Consider the following 24,263-nt stretch of genomic DNA (forward strand, 5'->3'; position numbering starts at 1 on the left):
AATTAGTCTGTTTTGGTGGTTGTTTTGTATGAAAAAATGAGAATTGTAACGGACGTAAATCCATACTTCTATCAAATTTAGCTAATAAAGTTGAGACTCCATCCCTAACCCGATGTTAAAAACTTGTAATTTATTTTGAATTCTTTTTCTATTGAAACCTCACGGGTTTTGAAAACCCGTGAGGTTTAGCTCACCAGAAAAAAAACAGCCACCCAAAAGGCGGCTGTTTATATCATATTTTTCAGATTTTACATTACTATTTCAATCTGATTTCTCAATAAATCTTCGAACTCATCTCTTTTACGGATCAAATGAGCTTTTCCATCTAAGTATAGTACTTCAGCAGGCTTTAATCTTGAATTGAAGTTTGAACTCATTTCAAAACCATAAGCTCCCGCATTATGGAAGGCAAGGATATCTCCTTCTCTTACTTCATTCAGTTTTCTGTCCCAGGCAAATGTGTCTGTTTCGCAGATATTTCCTACTACCGTATAAATCCTTTCTGCTCCTTTTGGATTGGAAAGGTTTTCAATCAGATGGTAAGAATCGTAGAACATAGGACGGATAAGGTGATTAAATCCCGAATTGACTCCAACAAAAACAGTTGCTGTTGTCTGTTTGATCACATTAGCTTTCACCAATAAATAGCCGCTTTTTCCTACTAAGAATTTTCCAGGCTCAAACCATAGCTCGAATTTTTTTCCTGTAGATTTTGAAAATTCAGAAATTACTTTTTCTACTTTTTTACCTAATGTTCTTACATCAGTCTCTTCTTCACTGTCCTGATAAGGGATTTTGAATCCGCTTCCCATATCCAGATATTTCAGGTTCGGGAAATGCTCGGAAAGTTCCAGCATAATCTCCAAAGCCTGAAGGAATACATCCGGATCTTTTATTTCGCTTCCTGTATGCATGTGAAGCCCTTCCACATTCAGGTTCGTGCTTTTCATCACTCTTTCAATGTGACGAACCTGATGGATAGAAATTCCGAATTTACTGTCGATATGCCCTGTTGAAATCTTATAGTTACCACCGGCAAAAATATGTGGGTTGATTCTTACTAAAATCGGATAAGTATTTCCGTATTTATTTCCGAATTGCTCAAGGATAGAAATGTTATCAATGTTAATATGAACTCCGAAAGTCATTGCTTCTTCTATTTCGGCAAGGTCAACACAGTTGGGTGTAAATAATATCTTTTCCTTCGAAAATCCTGCCTTTAAACCTAGCTTAACTTCGTTAATAGATACACAATCCAGAGATGCACCCAGATTCTTGACATACTTAAGAATATTGATATTGGTCAAAGCCTTCGCTGCGTAGAAGAACTTAGTATGTTTTAAAAATGAAGAAGTCAGTTTTTCGTATTGAACTTTGATGGATTCAGCATCATAAACATACACTGGTGTGCCAAACTCATTGGCAATCTTTAATAATTCTTTTGAATTCATAATTTCATTTTAACATAAAAAAAGGCAGATTCTTATAAAAAAGAGCCTGCCACATTGATTATTTTTTATGCAAGACAACTCTTTTAAATATTCCAAACCTTAGAGAACTTTACAGCTCCCTTTTTTCCAGTTTTATTTTGTTTAAAATTTTGCATTGCTTCTATTTAATTTTTGCAAAAATACTATTTATTTTTCTATTTCAAGAAACTTGATTTAATTGTATCCTCTTCAGAATACAATCTGTAAAGTGTAGACACTCTATTACTTCGGTAATGGCAACGTCTCGAAATCCCCGCGAAGCAAAGCCAGTTGCAATTCGTTATTCAGATCTGTGGAAGACAGCGGAAGATCAATCTTCAGTTTAGCCAGCTTACTGAGTGTCTGAATCTGCGTAAACAGTTCATAAAAACCAAAGGAAACCACTTTCCCGTTTTCTATGATTAAAAACAGCTTTTCGCCTAATTTTCTTCCAGGACCCAGCCAAAGCTCATTTCTTTTTCTGAATTCGACCTTCTGTTTCAGTGCAGAAAAATCTTTAAATTCTTCATGAGAACCTATAAACTGAACCGCTTTTGTACCCTGGGTAAATGATCTGAATTTCAGGACCGGCTTCTCAGTTTTATTGAGTTTATTTTTTTCAACCACATATTTATTATTCCTGAAATACAATCCGAAAGGTAAAACTTCCTTCTTTTTTATATTCTTGGAATTCAGGATCAGTTTGGCAATAATATCTGTTCCGGTAAGCTCAAAATTAATCTGTTCAACATCTTTCTGGATCTGTTCCCATTTTTTTGATTTGGAATTGAAAACCTTTTTGGAAAATTTGTTGATATCCTGAACATAATCGGAAAACATAATACGTCCCGCTTCATCCTGAAAGTACACAAATCCTTTATCATTAGGAAGATCCTGGGTTAGCTCTTTGATCTTGTTGATATACGTTTTTGCATTAGACTCGTCATGTTGTTTCTGAATGATCTCATTTTCGGTATCTTTTGAAATCAGAAGTTTGAAAAGTTCTAATGTAGCTCTTGCATCACCTTCCGCCCTATGGTGGTTAGTCAAAGGAATGCCCAGTGATTTTACCAGTTTTCCCAACGAATAACTTACTTCATCAGGAATCAATTTTTTAGCTAACGGAATTGTATCTAAAGTATTGGTTTTAAAATCATAACCAAGTCTTTTGAAAGACTGGCGAAGCATCCTGTAATCAAAATCAATATTATGACCTACCAAGGTTGTGTTTTGAGTAATTTCGATTACTCTCTTGGCAATTTCATGAAATTTCGGAGCTGTTTTGACCATCTTGGGGGTAATACTGGTCAGCTTTTGTACAAAAGGAGTAATATCACCTTCAGGGTTTACCAGCGATATAAACTGGTCTGTGATTTTCTGACCGTCATATCTGTAAATGGCGATATCTATAATGCATTCATTTCTATAACCTGCACCATTACTTTCTATATCTATTATTGAATACATGAATGTGTGTTAACTGCTGTTTTTCTGTTTTTAATATTTAAAACCTGTCTTTTATTCCCCAATAAAATACGGCTCTATTTTTACCGTTAAGTAAAGATAACCTGCTAAAATAACAAAAAATATATCAAAATACAGCAGGTTAGCTTCCAAATTATCTTCTTCTGCCTCCCAGTCCGAACATTCCGAGAATAGCTTTTGCTCCTTCCCTCATTAATGTAGAGGTAAAAGTACGGCCGGCTTTACTCTGTAATACCTGTTCAAACATTCCGGGTTCTTCCTTTACCGGTTTTGTCTTTTGTGTTGGCGCAGGGTTTTGGGCTGCCTGTTCCATTCTGGTGGTCAGCATTTCGTAAGCAGATTCTCTGTCTAATGCCTGCTCATATTTTGCTACCATTGCTGATCTGGATGTAAGGTCAGAGATTTCTGCTTCATTCAGAACATCCATTCTTGATTCCGGAGAAATCAGGTATGTATGGACTAATGGTGTAGGAATCCCTTTTTCATCAAGTGCCGTAACAAATGCTTCCCCGATTCCAAGATTCTGAATCAGGCTGGACGCATTGTAATATTCTGTGGTTGGATAATTTTCAACCGCTTTGGTAATTTCTTTTTTATCTTTTGCCGTAAAGCCTCTCAATGCGTGCTGTATTTTCAATCCTAACTGAGAAAGTACATTTTCAGGGACATCCCCAGGAATCTGGGTAATAAAATAAATCCCGACTCCTTTGGAACGGATGAGTTTTACCATGGTTTCGATTTGTGAAAGAAGGGCCTTGGATGCTTCATCAAAAATCAAGTGGGCTTCATCTATAAAAAGGACTAGCTTTGGTTTTCCACTATCTCCTTCTTCAGGAAATGTCATATAAATTTCAGCAAAAAGCGAAAGCATAAACGTTGAGAAAAGCTGTGGCTTATTCTGAATATCCGCTACTCTGAGAATATTGACAACTCCTTTTCCATCTCTTGTTTCCAGCAAGTCATGAACGTCAAAACTTAATTCTCCGAAAAATCCAGCTGCTCCCTGTTGCTCCAGGGCAACAATAGATCTTAAAATCGCTCCGAGAGAGGCTGACGCAATGGATCCGTAATTGGCTGCAAGTTCTGCTTTCCCCTGTGCATTATCTGTTACATACTGCAGTACTTTTTTCAGATCGTTAAGGTCGATCAATGGAAGTCCTTTATCATCACAGTATTTGAAGACAATAGACATGATGCTTTGCTGCGTATCATTCAATTCAAGGATTTTGCTTAATAAAACAGGCCCGAATTCTGTAACAGTAGCCCTCAGTTTCACTCCTTTTCCGCCGGAAATACTCATTAATTCCACCGGAAAGCCTTGCGGGTTATAAGGAAGCTGTGTCTTGGCATACCTTTCTTCAATAATAGAATTCATTTGTCCCGCTTCTGCAATTCCGGAGAAATCTCCTTTAATGTCCAGAACCAAAGATGGAATTCCTGCGTGAGAAAGCTGTTCTGCAAATACCTGTAATGTTTTTGTCTTGCCGGTTCCGGTAGCTCCGGCGATAAGACCATGGCGGTTAATTGTTTTCAGGGGAATTGTTACATTAACCTCTGTCACTACTTCTCCATCCAACATTCCCTTTCCTAATATTATATGCTCTCCTTTTGGAGTGTATCTCGTATTCAGTTCTTCAATAAATTGTGTTTTGTCTGCCATTTGGTCGCTTTTTTAACTTATAAATATAAAATTTTTTGTAAAATATGTAAGATATTTTCTGAAGAACTTCTATCTGTTCCTTTTAAAAATAAATTTGTTCTTGGATAATCAAATTTTAAACCACGATTATTAATTTTTTTAAATACCGGAAAGGTTATAAAAACTAAACATGATATAAAACAGCATTTGCCTTTTATTCTTATGTAAGGCATTCTTTTTGCTAAAAAAACAACAAATACTAAACGTATGTTTAGCAAAGTATTGAAAGAAACTATCAATGGGATTTAACATTTCATTTAGAATTGATCTAATACTTCGTATCTTTAACTCATTAAAAAAAGACCCCAATGAAAATTGAACAAATATATACGGGCTGTCTGGCTCAGGGTGCCTATTATATTGTATCAGAGAATGAAGCAATCATTATTGATCCTTTAAGAGAAGTAAAACCTTATCTGGATCGTCTGGAAAAAGATAATGTCACTTTAAAATATATTTTTGAAACTCACTTCCATGCTGATTTCGTATCGGGACATTTGGATTTAAGTAAGAAGACAGGTGCGCCGATTGTATACGGACCTACTGCTGCTCCGGAATTTGAAGCTATTATTGCTGAAGATAATCAGATTTTTGAAATCGGGAAAGTGAAGATAAAGGTAATGCATACTCCGGGACACACCATGGAAAGCAGCACGTATCTTTTAATAGACGAAAATGGTGCGGAGACTGCTATTTTTACAGGTGACACGCTATTTTTAGGAGATGTGGGAAGACCAGACCTGGCACAAAAGGCTACTAACCTTACTCAGGAAGACCTGGCGGGAATTCTATATGATAGTCTTCAGAACAAAATCATGCCGTTGGATGACAGCATCACTGTTTATCCGGCTCACGGTGCTGGCTCTGCCTGTGGAAAGAATATGCAGAAAGAAACTGTTGATATTCTGGGGAATCAAAAAAAGACCAATTATGCTCTTAATCAACCGGATAAAGAATCTTTCATCAGAGAAGTTCTGGATGGTTTAACAGCTCCACCGAAATATTTCGGAATGAATGTCGCGTTAAACAAAGGCGGCTATGAAAGCCTTGATGTGGTAATGAATAAAGGACTACATCCTGTTGAAGCTGAAGACTTTGAAGCTTTGGCAGAAGAAACAGGAGCATTAATTTTAGATACAAGAGGCCCCGCAGACTTCCACAAAGGATTTGTTCCAAACTCTATCAATATAGGACTGAAAGGAGATTTTGCCCCATGGGTAGGAACTCTTATTGTAGATGTAAAACATCCATTATTATTAGTTACTGATGAAGGAACTGAAGAAGAAGTTATCACGCGACTGAGCAGAGTGGGTTTTGACAACGTAATAGGATACCTGAAGGGAAGCTTTGAAGCATGGAAAAATGCAGGAAAAGAAACGGATGAGATCAAAAGAATTACTCCGGCTGAATTTGCAGAGCAGTTTACAGAAGAAGCTACTGTAATTGATGTAAGAAAGCTGACTGAATATGCAGCAGAACATATTGACAATGCATACAACAAACCGTTGGATACCATCAGCGACTGGGCACGTACCATTGATGATTCTGAACACTTCTTCCTTCATTGTGCCGGCGGATACAGAAGCATGATTGCAGCAAGCATTCTTAACTCACACGGAATCAGAAACTTTACTGAAATAGAAGGTGGTTTTAACGGTATTAAAAAAACGGAAAAACTTCCAACTACAGATTTTGTATGTCAATCTAAGACCCTGTAAGATCATGAAAATTAAGTTTTTCGGATTATTCTTAGCATTAGCATTTACATTAAGTGCCTGTAAGACAAATCATAGGACTACAGTTCCTACAGCTAACATCAAAGATGTCGTCAACAATTCTGATGTAGTATTGGTAGATGTCCGAATTCCGGAACAGTATGCTGCAGGAACGGCAAAAAATGCCATCAATATTCCATTGGCAGAGATTCAAAACAATGTAGAAACCCTGAAGGCTAAAAAAGTTGTTGTTTTCTGTAATAAAGGAATTCAGGCAGATCAGGCTATGGAAATTCTGAAGAAAAATGGTGTGGAAGCTTATGATGGGACGAGCTGGAAGAATGTAAAGGCAATCCAGGACGAAACAAACAAAAAAGCAAACTAATACAACCAAAATATGTCACAAAAATTTCAGGAAATTATTGATTCCGAAAGACCTGTCCTTATAGATTTTTTCGCAACATGGTGCCAGCCCTGTAAAGTGCAGTCTTCGGTATTAAATACGGTAAAGGAAAATATTGGCGAAGGAGCCAGAATTATAAAGGTAGACGTAGATCAATACCCCGCGCTGGCAGCTCAATATGGAGTACGTGGAGTTCCTACACTGGCCATTTTCAAAAAAGGGGAAATGCTATGGAAGGAAAGCGGTGTTCATGACGTGAATACATTAACGAACCTTCTGCAACAATATATCTAAGATAAAATAAGGGCTGAAATTCAATGAATTTCAGCCCTTATTTTTATTTACAGTTGAATAGAAAAACGATCCCGGTCATTTAAAAACTGGAAATGTTTTCTAAAATCGTTCAATTCTTCCAGATAGAGTTCTGCAGATACAAGATTTCCCTGTTTCTGAGAGATTTCTTTTCCATCCCCAAAGAAGCAGTGTGAGCTTTCCTGATACAACAGATCATTTCCATCAGTCCCGATTCTGTTTAAACCAAATACAAAAGATAAATTTTCAATAGCTCTGGCCTTTAAAAGGTGTTCCCATGCTCCTACCCTTTTCTCTGGCCAGTTGGCAACATATAAAACAGCATCATAATCATCATTATTTCGTGCAAAAACAGGAAAACGAAGATCATAGCACACCTGGAGCAGGAAACGTATTCCTTTGTATTCAACAATTACTCTTTCTTTTCCCGGTGTATACACTTTATCTTCTCCGGAAAAAGAGAAAAGATGTCTTTTATCATAAAAAGAGATTTCACCATCCGGCTTTACAAAATACATTCTGTTGTAGAAGTTTCCGTTTTGTTCAACCGGGGCACTTCCGCAGAATGCTGCTTTTTTCTCTTTAGATATCTTTTTCAAAAACTCCAGTGATTCATTATTTCTATCTGCAACTTCTGAAGCATCCATACAGAAGCCTGTTGAAAACATTTCGGGAAGAAGAAACAGATCTGCTTCCACATTCAGCAGTTCGCTTTCTATACGTGCGAAATTCTCAGTTTTATTTTTCCAGATGATATCTAAATTAAGCCCAACAACTTTCATCTTTTATTCTTTTTAAATTATTTCAAATATGAAATATAAAAATACAGTTTTTATAATTACAAAAGGAGAATTAAATAGCTGAAAAGATGGTTTTTCATACAAAGACAGCATCTATTTCTTAATAATATATTAAAGTCAACCATTTTTATGCTACTCATATCCTTTCGGTTTCATTTTTGATAGAGATATTTTTTTATCATTATCCTTAAAAATTAAAAATTTATGAAGAAATTGTTTTTTATGGTGGCGATCTTCTTTTTTGGGGCTATGGCTAATGCTCAGGCCTGGACAGGAAAAGGAGATCAGAAAATACAACTGGGGCTGAGTGCCTGGGGCTACGGAACCGGGATCACGGGAACTTACGACTATGGACTTAACAAACTTATTTCAGTAGGAGCCGGGATTAATGGCTACTTCGATAATTATAAAAACAACGATAAGGATAATCGTGTTTTTGTTTTCGGGAGACTGAACTTTCACTTGCAGGAAGCATTAAATCTTCCTTCCAAATGGGATATCTACCCTGGAGTAGACCTTGGAGTTCTTGGTAGAGACTTTGGAGTGGGAGCTCACATCGGAGCCCGATATTTCTTCACAGAAAAAATCGGAGTCTTTGCAGAGGTAGGTAATAATGGCAGCCTTGGAGTTTCTTTCAATTTATAGCTTATCGTCTTTAAATATGACAAAGCTTCTCGTTTCGGGGAGCTTTTTTATTTGGCATAGTTTTGATAATTGTTACCTTTGCAAATTAAAATCTAAAATTTATTAATGGAAATAGCAATTAAACTTTTTCAGTTCATTCTGAGCATCTCTATACTTGTGCTTCTTCATGAGCTTGGGCATTTCTTACCGGCAATATGGTTTAAGACCAGAGCAGAGAAGTTTTTCCTGTTTTTTGATCCTTACTTCTCCATATTCTCCATGAAGAAAATCAACGGAAAATGGCAGTATAAATTTTTATCAAAGAACCTTCCTGATTCTGAAGTAATAGAGGTGAACGGAAAGAAGGAAGAAGTTCCTATCGATATATCAAAACTTCCGGACAATGACTGGAGAAAACATCCTGAACAGACAAAATACGGAATTGGCTGGCTTCCTTTCGGAGGATATGTGAAGATTGCAGGAATGGTAGACGAAAGTATGGATACTGCCCAAATGAAAAAACCGGCCGAACCTTGGGAGTTCAGATCAAAACCTGCCTGGCAGAGACTGATCATTATGCTGGGAGGAGTTACGGTTAACTTTTTCCTTGCATGGTTAATCTACAGCTCCCTTTCATTCTTCAACGGAGAAACCTATACGGATATCACAAAATTCAAGAACGGTATTGAAGCTACTTCAGCCGGAAAGAAAATGGGATTCCAGAATGGTGACAAAATCATCACTGTAGACGGAAAACCAGCGGAAAGACTTGAAAACACTTCAATCAATATTCTTTTAGGAGACAATGTTACGGTAAACAGAAACGGACAGGAAGTTACTTTCCCGGTGAATGCTGACGGTGTAGCAGATGTTCTTAAGCAGAGAGAAGCAAAACTATACATCACTCCAAGAGTTTCTATGGTTGTTGATTCATTAGCTACTCCTTCATCTCAGGCATCCGGTCTTGCAAAAGGAGATAAAATTGTAGGTATCAATGGTAAGAAAGCAGCATTTTTTGATGAAGTAAGTACTCTTTTAAGCGAAAACAAAGGTAAAACGATTACTGTAGATGTTGAGAGAAATGGAGCTTTACAAACTTTACCAGCTGTTTCTGTTGACAAAAACGGAAAGTTAGGTATCGCCATTGATACAAAAGGTATTGCAAAAGATATTGTAACGAATAAAAAATATTCTTTTGGAGAAGCTATTCCAAGAGGATTTACAAGAACTATTGAAGCATTAACTACTCAGGTTAAGCAGTTCAAAATTATGTTCAACTCTAAAGTTCAGGGTTATAAGAACGTTGGAGGTCCTATTGCTATTGTAAAAAATATGCCTGTGGATAAAGATGCAGACGGAAGCTTTAAAATCAACTGGGTTGCTTTCTGGAGCTTTACAGCAATGTTCTCTGTATGGCTGGCATTCCTGAACCTTATTCCTATTCCGGGACTTGACGGTGGACACGTTTTATTTACTTTATATGAAATTATTGTAGGAAAACCAGTCCCTCAGAAAGTTTTGGAAAACGCACAGATGATTGGAGTTATCTTCCTGTTAGGATTGATGTTACTGATCTTTGGAAGCGACATCTTTAAGGTATTTACAGGGAAATTATAATTTTTTTGAAAAATTTTCTTAAAAATATTTGTAGGGTATAAATATTCGTCCTATATTTGCACCACTTAAAACAAAGGACATTCCTCCTTAGCTCAGTTGGTTAGAGCATCTGACTGTTAATCAGAGGGTCGCTGGTTCGAGCCCAGCAGGAGGAGCAAGAAGACTTACAGAAATGTAAGTCTTTTTTTGTGCTTTAATCTGAACAATTGTACATATCTAGCCTAGAAAAGACACATATCGGTAACTTATATTAACTTTTATGAAGTATCGATCTGCTTCACTGAATATTATCCACCTTTTCAGCTATTTTTCATGTAACGATTTCCGTAATCATTCGACTATTCTTTTTTAGAGTTATTCAAATTGCTAAAGTTCTCAGCAAATGGATACTCCTCTACCAAGACAAAGAGTAATAAAACCAATATACAGTATTGCATAAATAACCAATTGACCATGAAGAAAAGTATTATTTCGTTATTAACAGCATTTTCTATTATAGGGATTTCGGCACAGGAAAAGTCTTATTTTTTATCAAGTCCATCATTAAGTCCTGATGGGAAAACAGCTTATTTTGCTTACGATGGCGATATCTGGAAAGCAGACTCCAATGGTGGAAACGCTTCACGAATTACCGCACTGGATGGAGAAGAGATCAACCCCCGTCTTTCTCCGGATGGAAAATGGCTTGCATTCAGTTCAAACCAATATGGAAATTACGATGTGTATGTAATGCCTGCAGGAGGTGGAACGATCAGGCAATTAACCTTCCATACCGGAAGAGATGAAATGGAAAGCTGGGCGTGGGACAGTAAAACAATCTATTTTACTTCCAACAGAAATAATAATTTCGGCAGTTTTACAACTACAATTGAAGGAAAAACGCCACAAAAGCTTTTCAATAATTATTTTAACAATACTAACGGCCTCGTAGAAACACCTGCCGGGGAATATCTTTTCACAAGTTCTTCAGAAAGTGCTCACCAGGTACAGCGTAAGCGCTATAAGGGAGAAAATAATCCCGATATTCTCGGATACAATCCAAAAAATAATTCTTTCAAACAGTACACTAACTATGAAGGAAAAGACTTCAACCCAAGTGTAGATAAAAATGGTATTATTTACTTTATTTCTGATGAAAATAACGGAGAATACAATCTTTATAAGCTTGAAAATGGTAAAAAAACTGCTTTAACGGAATTTGATACTTCTATTAAAAAACCGTTTGTTTCAGCGGACGGATCTAAAGTTATTTTTGAAAGGGACTACCAGCTTTATACTTACGATGTTGCCTCAAAAAAGACCACTCCACTCAATATCAGTCTGAACACCAACAAAACCCTGGAAAAAGCCCAGAACTTCAATGTTGAAAATAACATTTCCTATTATGACGTATCTCCGGACGGTAAAAAAATGGCGTTCATAAGCCGTGGGATTATATTCGTTTCTGATATTGAAGGGAAATTTGCCCAGCAGGTCTCTGACGGAAAAGAACATGCTATGGAAGTTAAGTGGCTGAAAGACAACCGCACTTTGCTTTACAGCCAAACGTATAACGGCTATCAAAACTGGTTCACGATTCAGGCAGACGGCAAAGGCCAGCCAAAACAATTAACAGAAGATTTACGCAATAACCGCAGCATCACCTTCAATAGTGATCTTTCAAAAGCTGTTTACTTAAGCGGAAGGGATGAAGTAAGATTATTGGATCTAAAAAGTTTCAAATCCACCACCATCGTCAAAGATGAAATCTGGGCATTCCAAAACTCAAGACCATCTTTTTCTCCCAATGACGAATATGTATTATTCTCCGCAAAAAGAAACTTTGAGCTTGATATTTTTATCTATAATATTAAAAAAGCACAGACTTTAAACCTTACCAACACAGGAGTTTCAGAGGAAGATCCCGTATGGTCTCCAAACGGTAAGTATATTTATTTTGCCAGTGACAGAACCAATCCGTCTTACCCTTTAGGCATGCAGAAATCTAACATTTACCGTATGGCTCTCGACTGGTTTGACGAACCTTTTAAATCCGAAAAATTCGACAATCTCTTCACTGAAGAAAAGAAGGAGGAAAAATCGCCTGATAAAGAGAAAGATAAGAAGGATAAAAAAGAAGAAGAGAAAAATAAAGAAAAAAAGGAAGAAAAAGAACCGGTAATCAAAGAATTGAAAGTAAATCCTGATGACACCCTGGACAGGATTGAGCTGGTTACCGACCGATATGGATATCAGGATGATCCTGCTGTTTTCACTGATGATAAAAAGGAGATCTTGTTATTCAACTCTAATCAGGATAATGGAAAAAGACAGCTTTACAAAAAAGTGTTCACAGATTTTGAACCTGCAAAATCTGAAAAAGTCTTTGATAAAGCAGCTTATTACTTAACCAAAAATGAGAAAAACCTATTTGCCCTGATAGAAGGTAACATTTATAAAACAACGTTAGCGGCATTAAAACCTGAAAAAATAAACATCCAGTACAGCTTTGATAAAGATCTGGCATCAGAATTTACTCAGATGTATGCTGAAGCATGGACGGGCGTAGAGGAAAACTTCTACGACGAAAAATTCCATGGTATCGATTGGAAAGCGAAAAAGGAGCAGTATGCAAAGTACCTTCCCTATGTGCATAACAGAAATGATCTGCGAATTTTACTGAACGATCTTTTAGGAGAGCTTAATTCTTCACACACAGGGTTTTCTTCTACCGGAAAAGAAGAGACAATGTTCCTGAACTATTTCACCAACGAAACCGGAATTATCTTCAAAAAAGACCATCCTTACACAGTAGAAAGCATTGTGAGAAAATCTCCGGCTTACCGTTCGGGAGTTGATATCAAACCTGGAGACCAGCTGATCTCTGTAAATGGAAAAAAAATAGATCTGAACGAAAATATCGAAACTTATTTCACAAGTCCTAAAAAACAGGATGAACTTGTTCTTACTTTTAACCGCGATGGTAAAACTATAACAACCAAAGTACATCCGATTTCCAATGGAGAATTAAAAGGATTGCTTTATGATGACTGGATCTACAATAATCATCAGCGTGTAGACAAGCTCAGCAACAACCGTATTGCCTACTCCTGCATGAAAAACATGTCTACTGATGAGCTGGACCGCTTCCTTCTAGACATGGTAGAACAGGAAAACAGAAAAGATGCTGTTATTCTGGACTTACGCTACAACACAGGTGGAAATGTTCATGACAAGGTATTGAATTTCCTTTCTCAGAGACCTTATTTACAATGGAAATACCGTGAAGGAAAGATAACAACCCAACCCAACTTTGCGCCTTCCCGAAAACCTATTGTTCTTTTGATTAACGAAGCATCATTAAGCGACGCTGAGATGACTGCAGCTGGATTCAAAGCATTAAAGCTCGGTAAAATTATCGGTCAGGATACGTATCGATGGATTATTTTCACTTCAGCCAAAGGACTGGTAGACGGATCTTCTTACAGACTTCCTGCATGGGGAACTTACACATTGGACGGACAAAATCTGGAAAAAACAGGCGTAAAACCAGACATTTATGTTAAAAACACCTTTATGGACCGTCTTCAGAACAATGATCCACAGTTGGAAAGAGCTGTTCAGGAAATACTTAAAGATTTAAAGAAATAAGGTCAAAAATATTATAATTTTTTGCACAAATTTTGCTTGATAGGATAACTAATTCTATCAAGCAAAATGCCTTATCTATCAAAGATTTATTTAAATGACAATCACCCAAAAAATTTTCCTTTCAGCCTTCCATTTTTACGCAACGGCTTAAATATAAGACTGAAAAGCAATGTTACATTTTTCGTGGGCGAAAATGGAATTGGAAAATCCACCCTGCTTGAAGCCATTGCAGACAAATGCGACTTCAATGTGGCTGGTGGAAACCGTAATCACAATTACGACTTTCATAAAACAGAATCTGCGTTGTCAGAATATCTTACTCTTTCCTGGCATCATAAGACTTCTCAGGGCTTTTTTATGAGAGCTGAAAGTTTTTTCAACTTTGCTACCTATATTGATGATGTGGCTAAAGAAGATCAAAGGGTTCTGGAAGCCTACGGTGGAAAATCTTTACACCAACAGTCTCATGGCGAAGCTTTTTTATCCCTGTTCCATAACCATTTCCAGCATGGCATTTATATTCTTGACGAGCCGGAAGCCGCTTTATCACCACAGAGACAACTTTCTCTATTATCTATTATTCATAAATTAGAAAAAACCGGAAAAGCTCAGTTTATAATTTCAAGCCACTCACCAATACTGATGAGTTATCCAACCTCAGAAATTTATCTTCTTGATGATAAAATTCAAAAAGTGCATTATAAAGAAACAGAGCATTACCAGCTAACAAAAAATTTCCTGGAATCTCCGGAACGGTATTTTAAACATTTATTCGAAGACATCTAAGTTTAAATAAAAATCTCAAGAAATATTTCTTATTGAAATTCAATACATTTAGTGAAAAATCGTCAATAACAAAGGATAAAACTTGCTTGGTATGGATATTCATATTATATTTGCACCACTTAAAACAAAGGAAATTCCTCCTTAGCTCAGTTGGTTAGAGCATCTGACTGTTAATCAGAGGGTCGCTGGTTCGAGCCCAGCAGGAGGAGCAAAAAGACTTACAGAAATGTAAGTCTTTTTTTATTTAATTATCCTTCGTAACAGCATCAAAATACTCCTTATACGTAAGATCTTAATCTTTATTTTAATCCTTTGATTATTATATTTTAAGCATTGAAATTTCCCGGTTAATTTTTCACCTATACATATATTATTTTCGCTACTTTTGTCGTTTTATAGGATAGAATAAAAATATTTTACTTTTTTACCTATTTTTTAAATAAACTGCATGCTTTTTGTTTATGCTAATTGCCTGAAGAAACGAATGATGTTAAACAATAACTCCCAAAAACACTATCTTTTATTTTTTTTTCTGATTCTCGCCGGTTCCGTATGCGCTCAAAACAAGGCCATCGGTAAGGTGGTTGACGAAAAGAACAATAAAGAACTGAATAAAGTTGATATTTTTATCAATAATGACAAAACACCTTCCCTGACGACAACTTCAGGCAGTTTCATCGTTCAGTCTGATAGCATCATTCATCAGTTAAGATTTTCCAAAAAAAATTATATTACAGAAACCCTTGATATCACCCCTGAAAATGCTGAAAATATTTTCGTACAGCTATCACAGGCTAAAGTGAGCGACATTCAGGAGATTGTTCTTCAAAGCGGTAAAACAAAATACAAAAACAAGAAAGAAAATCCTGCTTATGCAATTATGCAGAAAGTCTGGGCTCAAAAAAGAAATAACGGACTGGAAAAATTCGATACCTATTCCTATAAAGAATACGAAAAAACGCAGTTTGACCTGAACAACTTGGACAGTGCGTTCATGAAGAAAAAGATCTTCAATAAACTGGATTTCATTTTCAGTTATGCTGATTCTACCGCAAGTGGAAGGCTTGGTCTTCCTATCTTCTTGAATGAAGCTGTTTATGAAAATTATGGTAAAAACAAACCGGATAAAGACAGCAAAAGAACTCTGGTTGCTCAAAAAACTTCAGGCTTCCAGGACAATCAGGTGATTACGGTTTCAGCTAAAAACCTTTATCGTGATATTAATATTTACGATAATACCCTTAATTACTTTGATATTGGCTTCCAGAGTCCCGTGGGAACAGATGGGTTCAGTACCTACGATTACAGTCTTATGGACACCATTACGATTCGTGGTGAAAAAGCCTTCCAGATAAGATATCAGCCTAAGAGAAAAGACATCCTTGCATTCCAGGGAAACCTTTATATTGATACGGATACCTATGCTGTTTTAGGTGCTACATTGAAGTCAACCCAAAAAATCAATGTCAATTTTGTCAACAGTGTTTATACTCAGGTGGAATATGATAATCCTGATGATGCTACATTTCTTCCTAAAAAAATGGTGACAGAATTTGAAATGAGCCCTTTTTCAAAAAAGAAAGGTGCAAAAAGCATTATTGCTAAAAGATCGGTAGATTATTCTGATTATCAGTTCAACAAACCTCTTGATCCAAAAGTATTTAAACGTACCGAAGAAGAATACGAAGACAAATTTACCAATAAAGATGATGCCTACTGGACAAAGGTCAGACCTGACACTTTATCCAAAGCAGAACAGGGAGTTTACAACATGCTTGATGAGCTTCAGCAGACCCCGAAATTCAACAGAATGGTAAAGCTGTTTGAAACGCTTGGCTCACGGTATTACAACGCCTTCAAAGGGATTGATATTGGTCCTATTTTTTCAATCTACGGAAGAAATGAAGTAGAAGGAGACAGAATAAGATTAGGAGCAAGGACTTATTTCGGATTAAATGATACCTGGAGAGCTCAGTTTTATACAGCCTATGGGTTCAAAGATCAACAGTTTAAATATGGAGTGGAGGTAAGATATATGTTCAATAAGCTTAACCGTTTTATGATTGGCGCAGGGACAAGTAGAGATATTGTTCAGCTTGGTGGGCAGCTTACTTCCGGAGATGGCGTTACTCCGCAATCTTCTTCTTCCAGTACTTTCTTCGCAAGAGGAGAAAACATTTCTTTAAGTTCTGTAAACAAAACAAGTGTTTTTGCAGCTATTGAACCATGGAAAAACTTCCAGATAAGAGTAGATGGAGTAATGCAGAGTATTAAATCTGCTATTCCGGAGAAATTCAACCTGATGTATTTTAAAGACGGCCAGCTGAGAAAGACTGTTAATGACTCTCATGTTACCATCAGTTTAATTGCCAAACCTGGTGCAAAATTCTCACAAACCGGAATTGACCGTTATCAGGCAAGAAACCTGGCTCCAACCATCGTTTTAAGATATACACGAGGTATTGAAGGATTATTTAATGCTGACTTCAACTATGACAAGCTTCAATTCATGCTTTATAAGCCATTTTTAATTGGAAGTGCAGGTAAACTGGTAGTGAATTTCGAAGCTGGGAAAAACTTTAATACCGTTCCCCTGGCATTACAGAATATCATTCCTGCCAACCTTTCATATGGTCTGGTACCGAATACATTCTCTCAGCTTAATTATTACGAGTTTGTGACTGATGCTTATACTACACTACAACTGGAACATCATTTTAATGGTAAAATACTTTCTTATATTCCTTTGATTAAAAAGCTGAAATTGAGAGAAGTTGCATTTATCAGAGGCGCTTACGGGACATTAAGCGATGCCTCCAAAGCAATCAATGTAGAAGGCTTTAAATATTCCGCGCCAAGTGAACATATCTATTATGAATACGGATTCGGAATTGAAAATATAGGAATCGGAAACCTGAGAATCTTCAGAGTAGACTTCAACTGGAGAGGAAATTATCTTGACAGGCCAGACATCTCTAAATTTGGTGTTAAGGCAGGATTCCAGGTAGGATTCTAAACAGAATATATAATAAAATAGTTTCGGCGGCTTCTTTGAAGCCGCCGAAATTTTATTTCAGATTATATACAAGGCCTGAACTTATTATTAAAAGCACTCGCAACCTTCTACATCAAGCAGACAACGCATCCTTTGCTCCTTTGTCAGTCCACAAAATACATTACATGATGTGATTGGTTTTTGCCGGACACCATACTTCACCTCCGTTAATACTTCTCAGACTGTTCTTTGTTAATTTTCTTAGATTTTTCATGATTATTTAGTTTTATTTGCTGCCTACTCTTTTTGCTTTTCGGCTTCCACAACTATCTCAAAACTGGACAGTTAACAAATATAAAATATTTCACAAATAAAAAAATACCCTGAAAACTGGCAAATAAAAAAACCTCAGTAAAAACTGAGGTTTTAATTTTTATAAAACGCTTAAAAATTATGCGTTTGGCTCTACAGATACGAAAGATCTGTTGTTTGCTTTCTTTCTGAAAACTACTTTACCATCTACTAATGCAAACAAAGTGTGATCTTTACCGATTCCCACGTTATCACCTGGGTGGTGCTGAGTACCTCTTTGTCTAACAATAATATTTCCGGCAATAGCTTCTTGTCCTCCGAAAATCTTCACACCTAATCTTTTAGAGTGAGACTCTCTACCGTTCTTGGAACTACCGACTCCTTTCTTGTGTGCCATTTTATTACTGGATTATTTATTAAGTGCTTTAAATTGATCGATATTCTTAATGATAGCAGCATCTACTTCTTCATGCGTAAGAATATTCTTTTCTAATTCAACTTTAACTGCTTTACCTAAAGTAATTAAAGTTTCTCTGTTCTCTTTAGACTGAGACAAGTTGTTTTTCTTTAAGTGATAGTTCAATTCGTGATCTTCACCAAAGTTAACAGTTGCGTTGTCAGAAAGAACTTCACCTTTCACAGTTTCTTTTTTAGCAGCAGCTTTTTTAGCTCCACCTTCAAAACCTGTAATACCAGTGATTACGATTTGAGTTAAAGATTGTCTGTGACCGTTTTTCACTTTGTAACCTTTTCTTCTTTTCTTTTTGAAAACGATTACTTTATCAGCTTTAACGTGGTCAAGGATCTCTGCTTCTACAGTGATTCCGTTTACAGCTGGGGCGCCTACAGTGATTGCACCGTTTACAGTAAGAAGAACTTTATCGAAAGAAACTTTTCCTCCTTTATCTCCTTTTAAACGGTTTACAAACAACTTCTGGTCTTGCTCAACTTTGTATTGAAGCCCTGCTATTTCTACAATTGCAAACATTGTTTATAAATTTTTAGTTATTTCGAGGTGCAAATATACATATAATTTTCTAAATAGCTTACAATCAAAGCAATGTTTTTTTAATTAAAAACCTACTCACTATGTTTTGAATAATTTTTTTCATTAAAATACTCACAATTAAGAGATAATTTCATACATTCGCTTTACCAAATTGAATTTATATATGAAAAGAAACTTTAATCTCTGCTTACTAGCAGGTGCCATTGCTGTTACTTCATTAACAGCATGTAGTGATGACCAAATGGACAACAATGTTCAACCTCAGCAAGAAGCACAAAGTGCCAAAATTGATCAGCCTGGGGATCTTGAAAAAATCTGTTCTTATGTAGACAACAACTGGAGTACCAATTCAGTTTTACTGACCGGGCTTCAAAACTCCACAGACACCAATTTTATGAATGCACAAATGACTAAAATTGCAAGCATGTGGGGAAGAAGCAATCCTCTTCTACGATTTGTAAATGACCCTACTAATTTTAATTCTACCTACAACGCCATATCTTATGGTAACGGAAGAATTTATTACGGTTATGCTATTTATTATGATGCAAAATCAAAAGGTGGCGATATTGTAAACGCCATGATTCTTGCTCATGAATACGGACATCAGTTGCAATACATCTTCAATCTCCCTTCTGTATCAGAATCAACGTACAGGCCAAACGAGCTTGAAGCAGATGGCTTTGCAGGATATTACCTGAGAAGACCTAACGGGTACAATAAAACCAGCTTCCCGGAAATTGCTGCAGCTTATGAATTTGCCCAGAGCATCGGTGACTATCAAACCACCAATGTAAACCATCACGGTACACCTGCCCAGAGAAGATCAGCAGTTCGTTTAGGATTCCTTTTAGGACAATACGACCTTAATGCTTCCAATTTCGATTACAACTTCTTCTATTACTATCAGGGAGTATTAAATGGCACTTACAAGATGGCGAAGAACACGGTAAATCCTGAAATCGACGCTTACATGAGCCAATATATTGATGAACTTAAAAAAATTCAGTCAGGAGAAATTTCTGCGGAAGAATTTAAACATCTTCAATAAACGAGAACATTCATTTTTAGCATATTTAAGAAAGGAGGCGGACAGTATGTTCCGCCCCTTTTTTGTTTTAAAAGCTTTTATACTCAACCCAATCAATTTGTTTGTATTTTTGAAAAAAATAATTCCATGAAGTATTGGTTACTCATAATTTCTCTTTTCACATTACACTCGTGTACTGTTGCCGGAATAACGAATGATTATGGCAAGCTCACAACCACGGAACAACAGAGCATTATCCCTATTCAGGACTTTTCAAAAACAGATACTCAGCATATTTATAAGATAAGCGGCTCTCAGCTAAAGAAAGAACTGGCCAACCATCCAAAATCATTAGTATATGTATTTACCAATGGCTGTACATCAAAATTGTGCCTGCCAATGTCTTCATATGAAACATTTGCTAAAGAAAAAGGATATAAATTATTTCTGGTTATGAATGGCTATCATAATATCAGTGAGACAACCCATCAACGCTCAGCCCTCTTCAAAGAACCTCTTTTTGCTATTGACAATGATTTTTACAACTCAAACATAAGAATGAAATACATGAGATATTTCGAAAACGATCTTCGTGGGCTGGAGCATAATCAAAAGCCAGAATGGGAAGGTAATCTATACTTTTTTGAGCACGGACAGCTAAAACAAATTACCAAAGAACTTCCAAGCAATCTATAATGAACAGAGATCTCTACATTGATTTCGCCAAAGGCCTGGCAACACTCTCCATCATCTTTATCCATACCGCTTTCTGGTCCGGACAGTTTTATATTCCTGCAGAAGTAAGGGTATTTTCGCTTGTCTTTGACGTAGCTCTTTTTTATGCTCTGAGCGGGATTACCTCAGGAGCTAATATTGAAAAAACACTGTACCGCCTGTTGAAATTACAGATTACGTATATGATTTTCGTGACCTTCCTGTTCTTTTTAGATTACTTCTTTAAAGTTTTCGGACTGAGTTTTTTTTCCATGGAATGGCTCCAAAGCTTTTATTCAACATTTGGCTCTAAATACTCCACAACCAGCATTTCAGTATATCCACAATGGGAAAATCTCGAAAACTGGTATCTTCACCAATATACCAATGCCGACACTTTTCCAGTGGTAATGGGAAGTTTCTGGTATTTGAAAGTATACTATGTACTGACGGTTTTTGGGGTACTTATTTTAAGGTTCTTCCCGAAACACATCAATTGGTTCATCGGGCTCTGCATTACCCTAACCTTGCTATTCAATATTTTCCCGGAATATTACCCGACAGGTCAGGCGGGATATGTTGCATTCTACCTTGCTGTATTTTTAATAGGACATAAAATGCGTGGTAAAAAGATCCCCACCAAAGCAATCCCGGTACTATACGCACTTGTAGGAGCTGCTCTTATGTGGATGTTCTGGTATTACGGAGGAGACATCTTTTATAAAATCAATAAAAATAAATTCCCACCAAAAATTCCTTACATCATCTGGACATCATTCTCTCTGGTGACCTTATTTGTTCTTTATAACAGACTGAAGATCACAAAAGAAAACTTCATTACCCATATCGGAAAGAATGCTATTTTCTTCTATTTTGCACAGGGAATAAGTTCTTCACTGGTCTATTTCCTGGTAGTTCCGTTAAAAGAAAACATGCCATGGTGGCTTTTGATGGTTATTATTTATGGAATTAACATCATTTTAGCCTTTATTATTTCTGCAGGATTGAAAAAAGTAGATGCTTCAGGCTGGAATATTCTGGAATTCTTAAGAAAAAAGACCGCATCATAAAGCTTTAAGGATCAAATTGAAATAAAGTCACATTTCTTACCCCAATTTGCTTAAATTTACAAAAATTTTACAACATGTTTAAGTTGAAACTCCCTACCGATCCAAGGTGGGCAAATATTGCAGAAGGAAACATTGGAGAAATTTTAACGGATCATGCCTGGTGCGAGCAAAAAGCTGCTACCAATGCCATAGGCCTGATCACGATGCTTCCGGAATATCCCGAAATTGTAACGGAGCTTCTTGCCATTGCACAGGAAGAGCTGGATCATTTCAACCAGGTACATGAGATCATCAAAAAAAGAGGCTTTACTTTTGGAAGAGCAAGAAAAGATGATTATGTGAATGAACTGGCAAAATTTATCGTACAGGGAAGCAGGGAAGACCTCATCGTAGACAAAATGCTGTTTGCCGCTATGATTGAAGCCAGAAGCTGCGAAAGATTCAAGGTTCTTACCGAAAACATCAAAGATGAAGAGCTGAAGGTTTTCTACAAAGAACTGATGATTTCTGAAGCCAATCATTACACTACTTTCATTGGATTTGCAAGACAGTTGGGAGATCCCGAAAAAGTAAACAAACGCTGGGAAGAATGGCTGGAATATGAAGCCGGTATCATTAAATCATACGGAAATAAAGAAACGATCCACGGTTAAAATAAAATAGTAAAGAATAATACACCTTGAAGAAGCCAAGCTTTGAAAATATTGCCAATCTGTTCCTGAAGAATTTCTTCCAGGGGCTGGTTATCATTGGGCCTATCGGGCTTACTATTTTTGTGATCTGGTATATTGTAAGTGCGATTGACAACCTTGTTCCTTCCCTTGCCAAGCAGATCCCCGGGCTTGTATTTGTATCTATTATACTGTTTACAGCTATTTTAGGATATTTAGGAAATAAATTCGTAGTCGGACGATTCTTTTTTGACACGATGGACAGCTTACTGGAGAAAACTCCGGGAGTAAAGCACATCTACACTCCTACGAAAGACGTAATGTCCTCATTCGTAGGTGACAAGAAAAAATTCAACGATCCTGTATGGGTAAAAACCAATGAAAATCCGGAAATCTGGAGAATTGGCTTTTTAACCCAAAAAGAGATGTCGGACGTTGACAAGCATAATTACGTTGCAGTATATCTTCCCCACTCGTACGCCATCTCGGGCTGGGTAATTGTTACTGAAGAAAAAAACATCAAACCTGTAGTGGGAATGACCGCAGCTTCTGCCATGAAGTTTGCGGTAAGCGGTGGCGTAGCTGGTTTTAATTCCGGAGATGAGGCCAACAAATTTTAACAACAGTTTTCATTGTCTGCTAAACAGAAGCAGCAATCTTTCTTTCCTTCTCTAAATCGATCAAAAAGTTATCTATTAATTCTTTTTTAACGTGAGCCATTACAACTACTTTTCTCCATTGAGGATTTAAATAGTTATCTGCCACAAGGTAATATTTTTCAGCAAGGGTCTCAGATATCTCGTTAGAATCAATAGTGACAATATTCATATCGGGATTTCTAAAATATTTAACCCCCATCTTATCCAAAGCATCACATAAATAATTAGTTCTATCTATCAATTGCTGTATTAAATGAGTCCAGCCGTTGGATCCGTGAGTCATCAATATCATCCACATAGAAATTGCGTTGGCCCCCGATCTACTGCCGCAAAGCGTAAAATCGGATCCATACACATATGAAGCTTCTTTTGTCTGCACATATTCTATCAATGACTTTCTACATAAGAAAATACCTGTACCGTAAGGTGATTGAAGCATTTTATGCCCGTCAATAGTAATGGAACTAATCTCTGGATTACTAAAATTCAAATCATTTTGTTGTGTAGAAAATGGATAAATAAATCCACCAAAGGCAGCATCTACATGAACAAAATAATGTTTAAAGTACTGCTTAACCAACTCAATGAAAGATCCGGGAGAATCTACGCTTCCAAATATGGTAGTTCCCATTGAAAGATGTATGATCAGATATCGAATACCCTTTTCATAAGCTTCCTCAAGTTTTTCTTTAAGATCATCTAATTCGATTTGTCTGGTATTATGATTTACTTTTACAACAATAGGGTGAATCCCCAGTAAATTAGATCCTTTATAAACAGAATAATGGGCATCCTCTGAAAATATTACACCGATCTCATTGACGTTAGCATTATGCTCCTGCATAAAATAATTTCGATACATCCATTGTGCCTGGATATTTGCCTCCGTTCCTCCAGGAGCAACATACCCGTCATAACTTGATTCTTCAGCGCCAAGAATTTCTACAGCACAAATCCTCAGAAGATCTATTTCAAGCTTTTGTGTGCCGGAGAAATATTTTTCACCATCATTATAAGTATGGCAGCCAATATGATTAGGATTATTAACTAAAACTGAAAGAAAAGCTGCTTCTTTTAAAAACGGGAAATTGTAAAATTGTTCCTGATCAAGATAAGTCCCCGGAAGGCCAAGTATAGGTTCAGTATTATAGTTCAAGTTTTTGTTTAATGCCTCAAAAACTCTTTCCCTGATTGTTGCAGAAGGAAGCTTTGGCCAATACATATTTTCTGGTTTAAAGTTTAGAAATTTACCCTATTCATTAT

Annotated in this window: 21 protein-coding genes, 2 tRNA genes and 1 pseudogene; 16 read left to right on the forward strand and 8 right to left on the reverse strand. The window is 36.6% G+C overall.

Annotated elements, in window-relative coordinates; all coding sequences use genetic code 11:
* Positions 1–248 precede the first annotated feature (248 nt).
* The 3 genes from lysA to FB551_RS21805 all read right to left on the reverse strand — a co-directional run bounded on the left by lysA (position 249) and on the right by FB551_RS21805 (position 4,614).
* Positions 249–1,451: a diaminopimelate decarboxylase gene (gene lysA, locus FB551_RS21795; protein WP_185097530.1), complete on the reverse strand. Its 1,203-nt coding sequence runs from the start codon at positions 1,449–1,451 to the stop codon at positions 249–251.
* Between the two features lie 261 nt (positions 1,452–1,712).
* Positions 1,713–2,936, reverse strand: a complete 1,224-nt coding sequence (locus FB551_RS21800) for a 3'-5' exonuclease (protein ID WP_142018916.1) — start codon at positions 2,934–2,936, stop codon at positions 1,713–1,715.
* A gap of 151 nt (positions 2,937–3,087) precedes the next feature.
* Positions 3,088–4,614 (reverse strand): helicase HerA-like domain-containing protein, encoded by a 1,527-nt coding sequence (locus tag FB551_RS21805; protein WP_142018917.1) that lies wholly within the window; start codon positions 4,612–4,614, stop codon positions 3,088–3,090.
* Between the two features lie 347 nt (positions 4,615–4,961).
* On the opposite strand from FB551_RS21805, the gene FB551_RS21810 reads away from it, so the two are divergent.
* From FB551_RS21810 to FB551_RS21820, 3 genes are read left to right on the forward strand one after another with little or no spacing between them, the layout of a single operon-like run.
* Positions 4,962–6,371, forward strand: coding sequence for an MBL fold metallo-hydrolase (locus tag FB551_RS21810; RefSeq protein WP_142018918.1), 1,410 nt, complete (start codon positions 4,962–4,964; stop codon positions 6,369–6,371).
* Between the two features lie 4 nt (positions 6,372–6,375).
* Complete coding sequence (locus tag FB551_RS21815) at positions 6,376–6,753, forward strand: rhodanese-like domain-containing protein (RefSeq protein WP_142018919.1); 378 nt, start codon at positions 6,376–6,378, stop codon at positions 6,751–6,753.
* Positions 6,754–6,765: 12 nt separating this feature from the next.
* Positions 6,766–7,065, forward strand: a complete 300-nt coding sequence (locus FB551_RS21820; RefSeq protein WP_047428738.1) for a thioredoxin family protein — start codon at positions 6,766–6,768, stop codon at positions 7,063–7,065.
* Positions 7,066–7,112: 47 nt separating this feature from the next.
* Here the strand turns inward: FB551_RS21820 and FB551_RS21825 are convergent, their stop codons facing one another.
* Positions 7,113–7,865, reverse strand: coding sequence for a nitrilase-related carbon-nitrogen hydrolase (locus tag FB551_RS21825; RefSeq protein WP_142018920.1), 753 nt, complete (start codon positions 7,863–7,865; stop codon positions 7,113–7,115).
* 222 nt (positions 7,866–8,087) lie between these two features.
* Here FB551_RS21825 and FB551_RS21830 point away from each other — a divergent pair, with 222 nt between their 5' ends.
* The 8 genes and pseudogenes from FB551_RS21830 (at position 8,088) to FB551_RS21860 (ending at position 17,556) form a co-directional block, all read left to right on the forward strand.
* Complete coding sequence (locus FB551_RS21830) at positions 8,088–8,528, forward strand: DUF6646 family protein (RefSeq protein ID WP_047428734.1); 441 nt, start codon at positions 8,088–8,090, stop codon at positions 8,526–8,528.
* A gap of 105 nt (positions 8,529–8,633) precedes the next feature.
* Positions 8,634–10,124 (forward strand): RIP metalloprotease RseP, encoded by a 1,491-nt coding sequence (gene rseP / locus FB551_RS21835; RefSeq protein ID WP_142018921.1) that lies wholly within the window; start codon positions 8,634–8,636, stop codon positions 10,122–10,124.
* A gap of 81 nt (positions 10,125–10,205) precedes the next feature.
* Positions 10,206–10,279 (forward strand) — tRNA-Asn (locus FB551_RS21840).
* Positions 10,280–10,577: 298 nt separating this feature from the next.
* Positions 10,578–13,754, forward strand: coding sequence for a S41 family peptidase (locus FB551_RS21845; RefSeq protein ID WP_142018922.1), 3,177 nt, complete (start codon positions 10,578–10,580; stop codon positions 13,752–13,754).
* A gap of 120 nt (positions 13,755–13,874) precedes the next feature.
* Positions 13,875–14,051 (forward strand): annotated as a pseudogene (locus FB551_RS23680) (AAA family ATPase); the annotation flags it as partial.
* A gap of 60 nt (positions 14,052–14,111) precedes the next feature.
* On the forward strand, positions 14,112–14,540 hold the full coding sequence (locus FB551_RS23685) for an AAA family ATPase (RefSeq protein WP_374709955.1): 429 nt from the start codon (positions 14,112–14,114) through the stop codon (positions 14,538–14,540).
* Positions 14,541–14,675: 135 nt separating this feature from the next.
* Positions 14,676–14,749: transfer RNA gene (locus tag FB551_RS21855), tRNA-Asn, on the forward strand.
* Positions 14,750–15,024: 275 nt separating this feature from the next.
* Positions 15,025–17,556, forward strand: coding sequence for a DUF5686 family protein (locus FB551_RS21860; RefSeq protein ID WP_226798761.1), 2,532 nt, complete (start codon positions 15,025–15,027; stop codon positions 17,554–17,556).
* Between the two features lie 160 nt (positions 17,557–17,716).
* On the opposite strand, the gene FB551_RS23715 is transcribed toward FB551_RS21860, so the two are convergent.
* The 3 genes from FB551_RS23715 to rplU form a co-directional block, all read right to left on the reverse strand.
* Positions 17,717–17,809 carry a bacteriocin-like protein gene (locus tag FB551_RS23715; RefSeq protein ID WP_445343846.1) on the reverse strand — a complete coding sequence of 31 codons (93 nt, stop codon included), beginning with the start codon at positions 17,807–17,809 and terminating at the stop codon, positions 17,717–17,719.
* 177 nt (positions 17,810–17,986) lie between these two features.
* Positions 17,987–18,244, reverse strand: a complete 258-nt coding sequence (gene rpmA, locus FB551_RS21865; protein ID WP_002984034.1) for a 50S ribosomal protein L27 — start codon at positions 18,242–18,244, stop codon at positions 17,987–17,989.
* Positions 18,245–18,256: 12 nt separating this feature from the next.
* Positions 18,257–18,835, reverse strand: a complete 579-nt coding sequence (rplU, locus tag FB551_RS21870) for a 50S ribosomal protein L21 (protein WP_076597840.1) — start codon at positions 18,833–18,835, stop codon at positions 18,257–18,259.
* A gap of 184 nt (positions 18,836–19,019) precedes the next feature.
* Here rplU and FB551_RS21875 point away from each other — a divergent pair, with 184 nt between their 5' ends.
* From FB551_RS21875 to FB551_RS21895, 5 genes are all read left to right on the forward strand, one after another.
* Positions 19,020–19,907: a neutral zinc metallopeptidase gene (locus tag FB551_RS21875; RefSeq protein WP_047428727.1), complete on the forward strand. Its 888-nt coding sequence runs from the start codon at positions 19,020–19,022 to the stop codon at positions 19,905–19,907.
* A gap of 126 nt (positions 19,908–20,033) precedes the next feature.
* Positions 20,034–20,582, forward strand: a complete 549-nt coding sequence (locus FB551_RS21880) for a hypothetical protein (protein WP_142018924.1) — start codon at positions 20,034–20,036, stop codon at positions 20,580–20,582.
* Positions 20,582–21,670 (forward strand): acyltransferase family protein, encoded by a 1,089-nt coding sequence (locus FB551_RS21885; protein ID WP_142018925.1) that lies wholly within the window; start codon positions 20,582–20,584, stop codon positions 21,668–21,670. Before FB551_RS21880 ends, FB551_RS21885 begins: the two co-directional genes overlap by 1 nt.
* Positions 21,671–21,744: 74 nt before the next feature.
* The gene (gene miaE, locus FB551_RS21890; RefSeq protein ID WP_142018926.1) at positions 21,745–22,323 is read left to right on the forward strand and encodes a tRNA-(ms[2]io[6]A)-hydroxylase; all 579 of its coding nucleotides are present in this window, start codon (positions 21,745–21,747) and stop codon (positions 22,321–22,323) included.
* Between the two features lie 26 nt (positions 22,324–22,349).
* On the forward strand, positions 22,350–22,961 hold the full coding sequence (locus FB551_RS21895; RefSeq protein WP_047428721.1) for a DUF502 domain-containing protein: 612 nt from the start codon (positions 22,350–22,352) through the stop codon (positions 22,959–22,961).
* 19 nt (positions 22,962–22,980) lie between these two features.
* Here the strand turns inward: FB551_RS21895 and FB551_RS21900 are convergent, their stop codons facing one another.
* Positions 22,981–24,222, reverse strand: coding sequence for a pyridoxal-dependent decarboxylase (locus FB551_RS21900; protein WP_142018927.1), 1,242 nt, complete (start codon positions 24,220–24,222; stop codon positions 22,981–22,983).
* Between the last annotated feature and the right edge of the window lie 41 nt (positions 24,223–24,263).

This window comes from Chryseobacterium aquifrigidense (assembly GCF_006716485.1).
GTDB classification, from domain to species: domain Bacteria; phylum Bacteroidota; class Bacteroidia; order Flavobacteriales; family Weeksellaceae; genus Chryseobacterium; species Chryseobacterium vietnamense.

Coding starts and splice junctions, on each gene's coding strand:
- lysA (WP_185097530.1), bottom strand. CDS start 1,451: ATGAATTCAAAAGAATTATTAAAGATTGCCAATGAGTTTGGCACACCA.
- FB551_RS21800 (WP_142018916.1), bottom strand. CDS start 2,936: ATGTATTCAATAATAGATATAGAAAGTAATGGTGCAGGTTATAGAAAT.
- FB551_RS21805 (WP_142018917.1), bottom strand. CDS start 4,614: ATGGCAGACAAAACACAATTTATTGAAGAACTGAATACGAGATACACT.
- FB551_RS21810 (WP_142018918.1), top strand. CDS start 4,962: ATGAAAATTGAACAAATATATACGGGCTGTCTGGCTCAGGGTGCCTAT.
- FB551_RS21815 (WP_142018919.1), top strand. CDS start 6,376: ATGAAAATTAAGTTTTTCGGATTATTCTTAGCATTAGCATTTACATTA.
- FB551_RS21820 (WP_047428738.1), top strand. CDS start 6,766: ATGTCACAAAAATTTCAGGAAATTATTGATTCCGAAAGACCTGTCCTT.
- FB551_RS21825 (WP_142018920.1), bottom strand. CDS start 7,865: ATGAAAGTTGTTGGGCTTAATTTAGATATCATCTGGAAAAATAAAACT.
- FB551_RS21830 (WP_047428734.1), top strand. CDS start 8,088: ATGAAGAAATTGTTTTTTATGGTGGCGATCTTCTTTTTTGGGGCTATG.
- rseP (WP_142018921.1), top strand. CDS start 8,634: ATGGAAATAGCAATTAAACTTTTTCAGTTCATTCTGAGCATCTCTATA.
- FB551_RS21845 (WP_142018922.1), top strand. CDS start 10,578: ATGAAGAAAAGTATTATTTCGTTATTAACAGCATTTTCTATTATAGGG.
- FB551_RS23685 (WP_374709955.1), top strand. CDS start 14,112: ATGAGAGCTGAAAGTTTTTTCAACTTTGCTACCTATATTGATGATGTG.
- FB551_RS21860 (WP_226798761.1), top strand. CDS start 15,025: ATGATGTTAAACAATAACTCCCAAAAACACTATCTTTTATTTTTTTTT.
- FB551_RS23715 (WP_445343846.1), bottom strand. CDS start 17,809: ATGAAAAATCTAAGAAAATTAACAAAGAACAGTCTGAGAAGTATTAAC.
- rpmA (WP_002984034.1), bottom strand. CDS start 18,244: ATGGCACACAAGAAAGGAGTCGGTAGTTCCAAGAACGGTAGAGAGTCT.
- rplU (WP_076597840.1), bottom strand. CDS start 18,835: ATGTTTGCAATTGTAGAAATAGCAGGGCTTCAATACAAAGTTGAGCAA.
- FB551_RS21875 (WP_047428727.1), top strand. CDS start 19,020: ATGAAAAGAAACTTTAATCTCTGCTTACTAGCAGGTGCCATTGCTGTT.
- FB551_RS21880 (WP_142018924.1), top strand. CDS start 20,034: ATGAAGTATTGGTTACTCATAATTTCTCTTTTCACATTACACTCGTGT.
- FB551_RS21885 (WP_142018925.1), top strand. CDS start 20,582: ATGAACAGAGATCTCTACATTGATTTCGCCAAAGGCCTGGCAACACTC.
- miaE (WP_142018926.1), top strand. CDS start 21,745: ATGTTTAAGTTGAAACTCCCTACCGATCCAAGGTGGGCAAATATTGCA.
- FB551_RS21900 (WP_142018927.1), bottom strand. CDS start 24,222: ATGTATTGGCCAAAGCTTCCTTCTGCAACAATCAGGGAAAGAGTTTTT.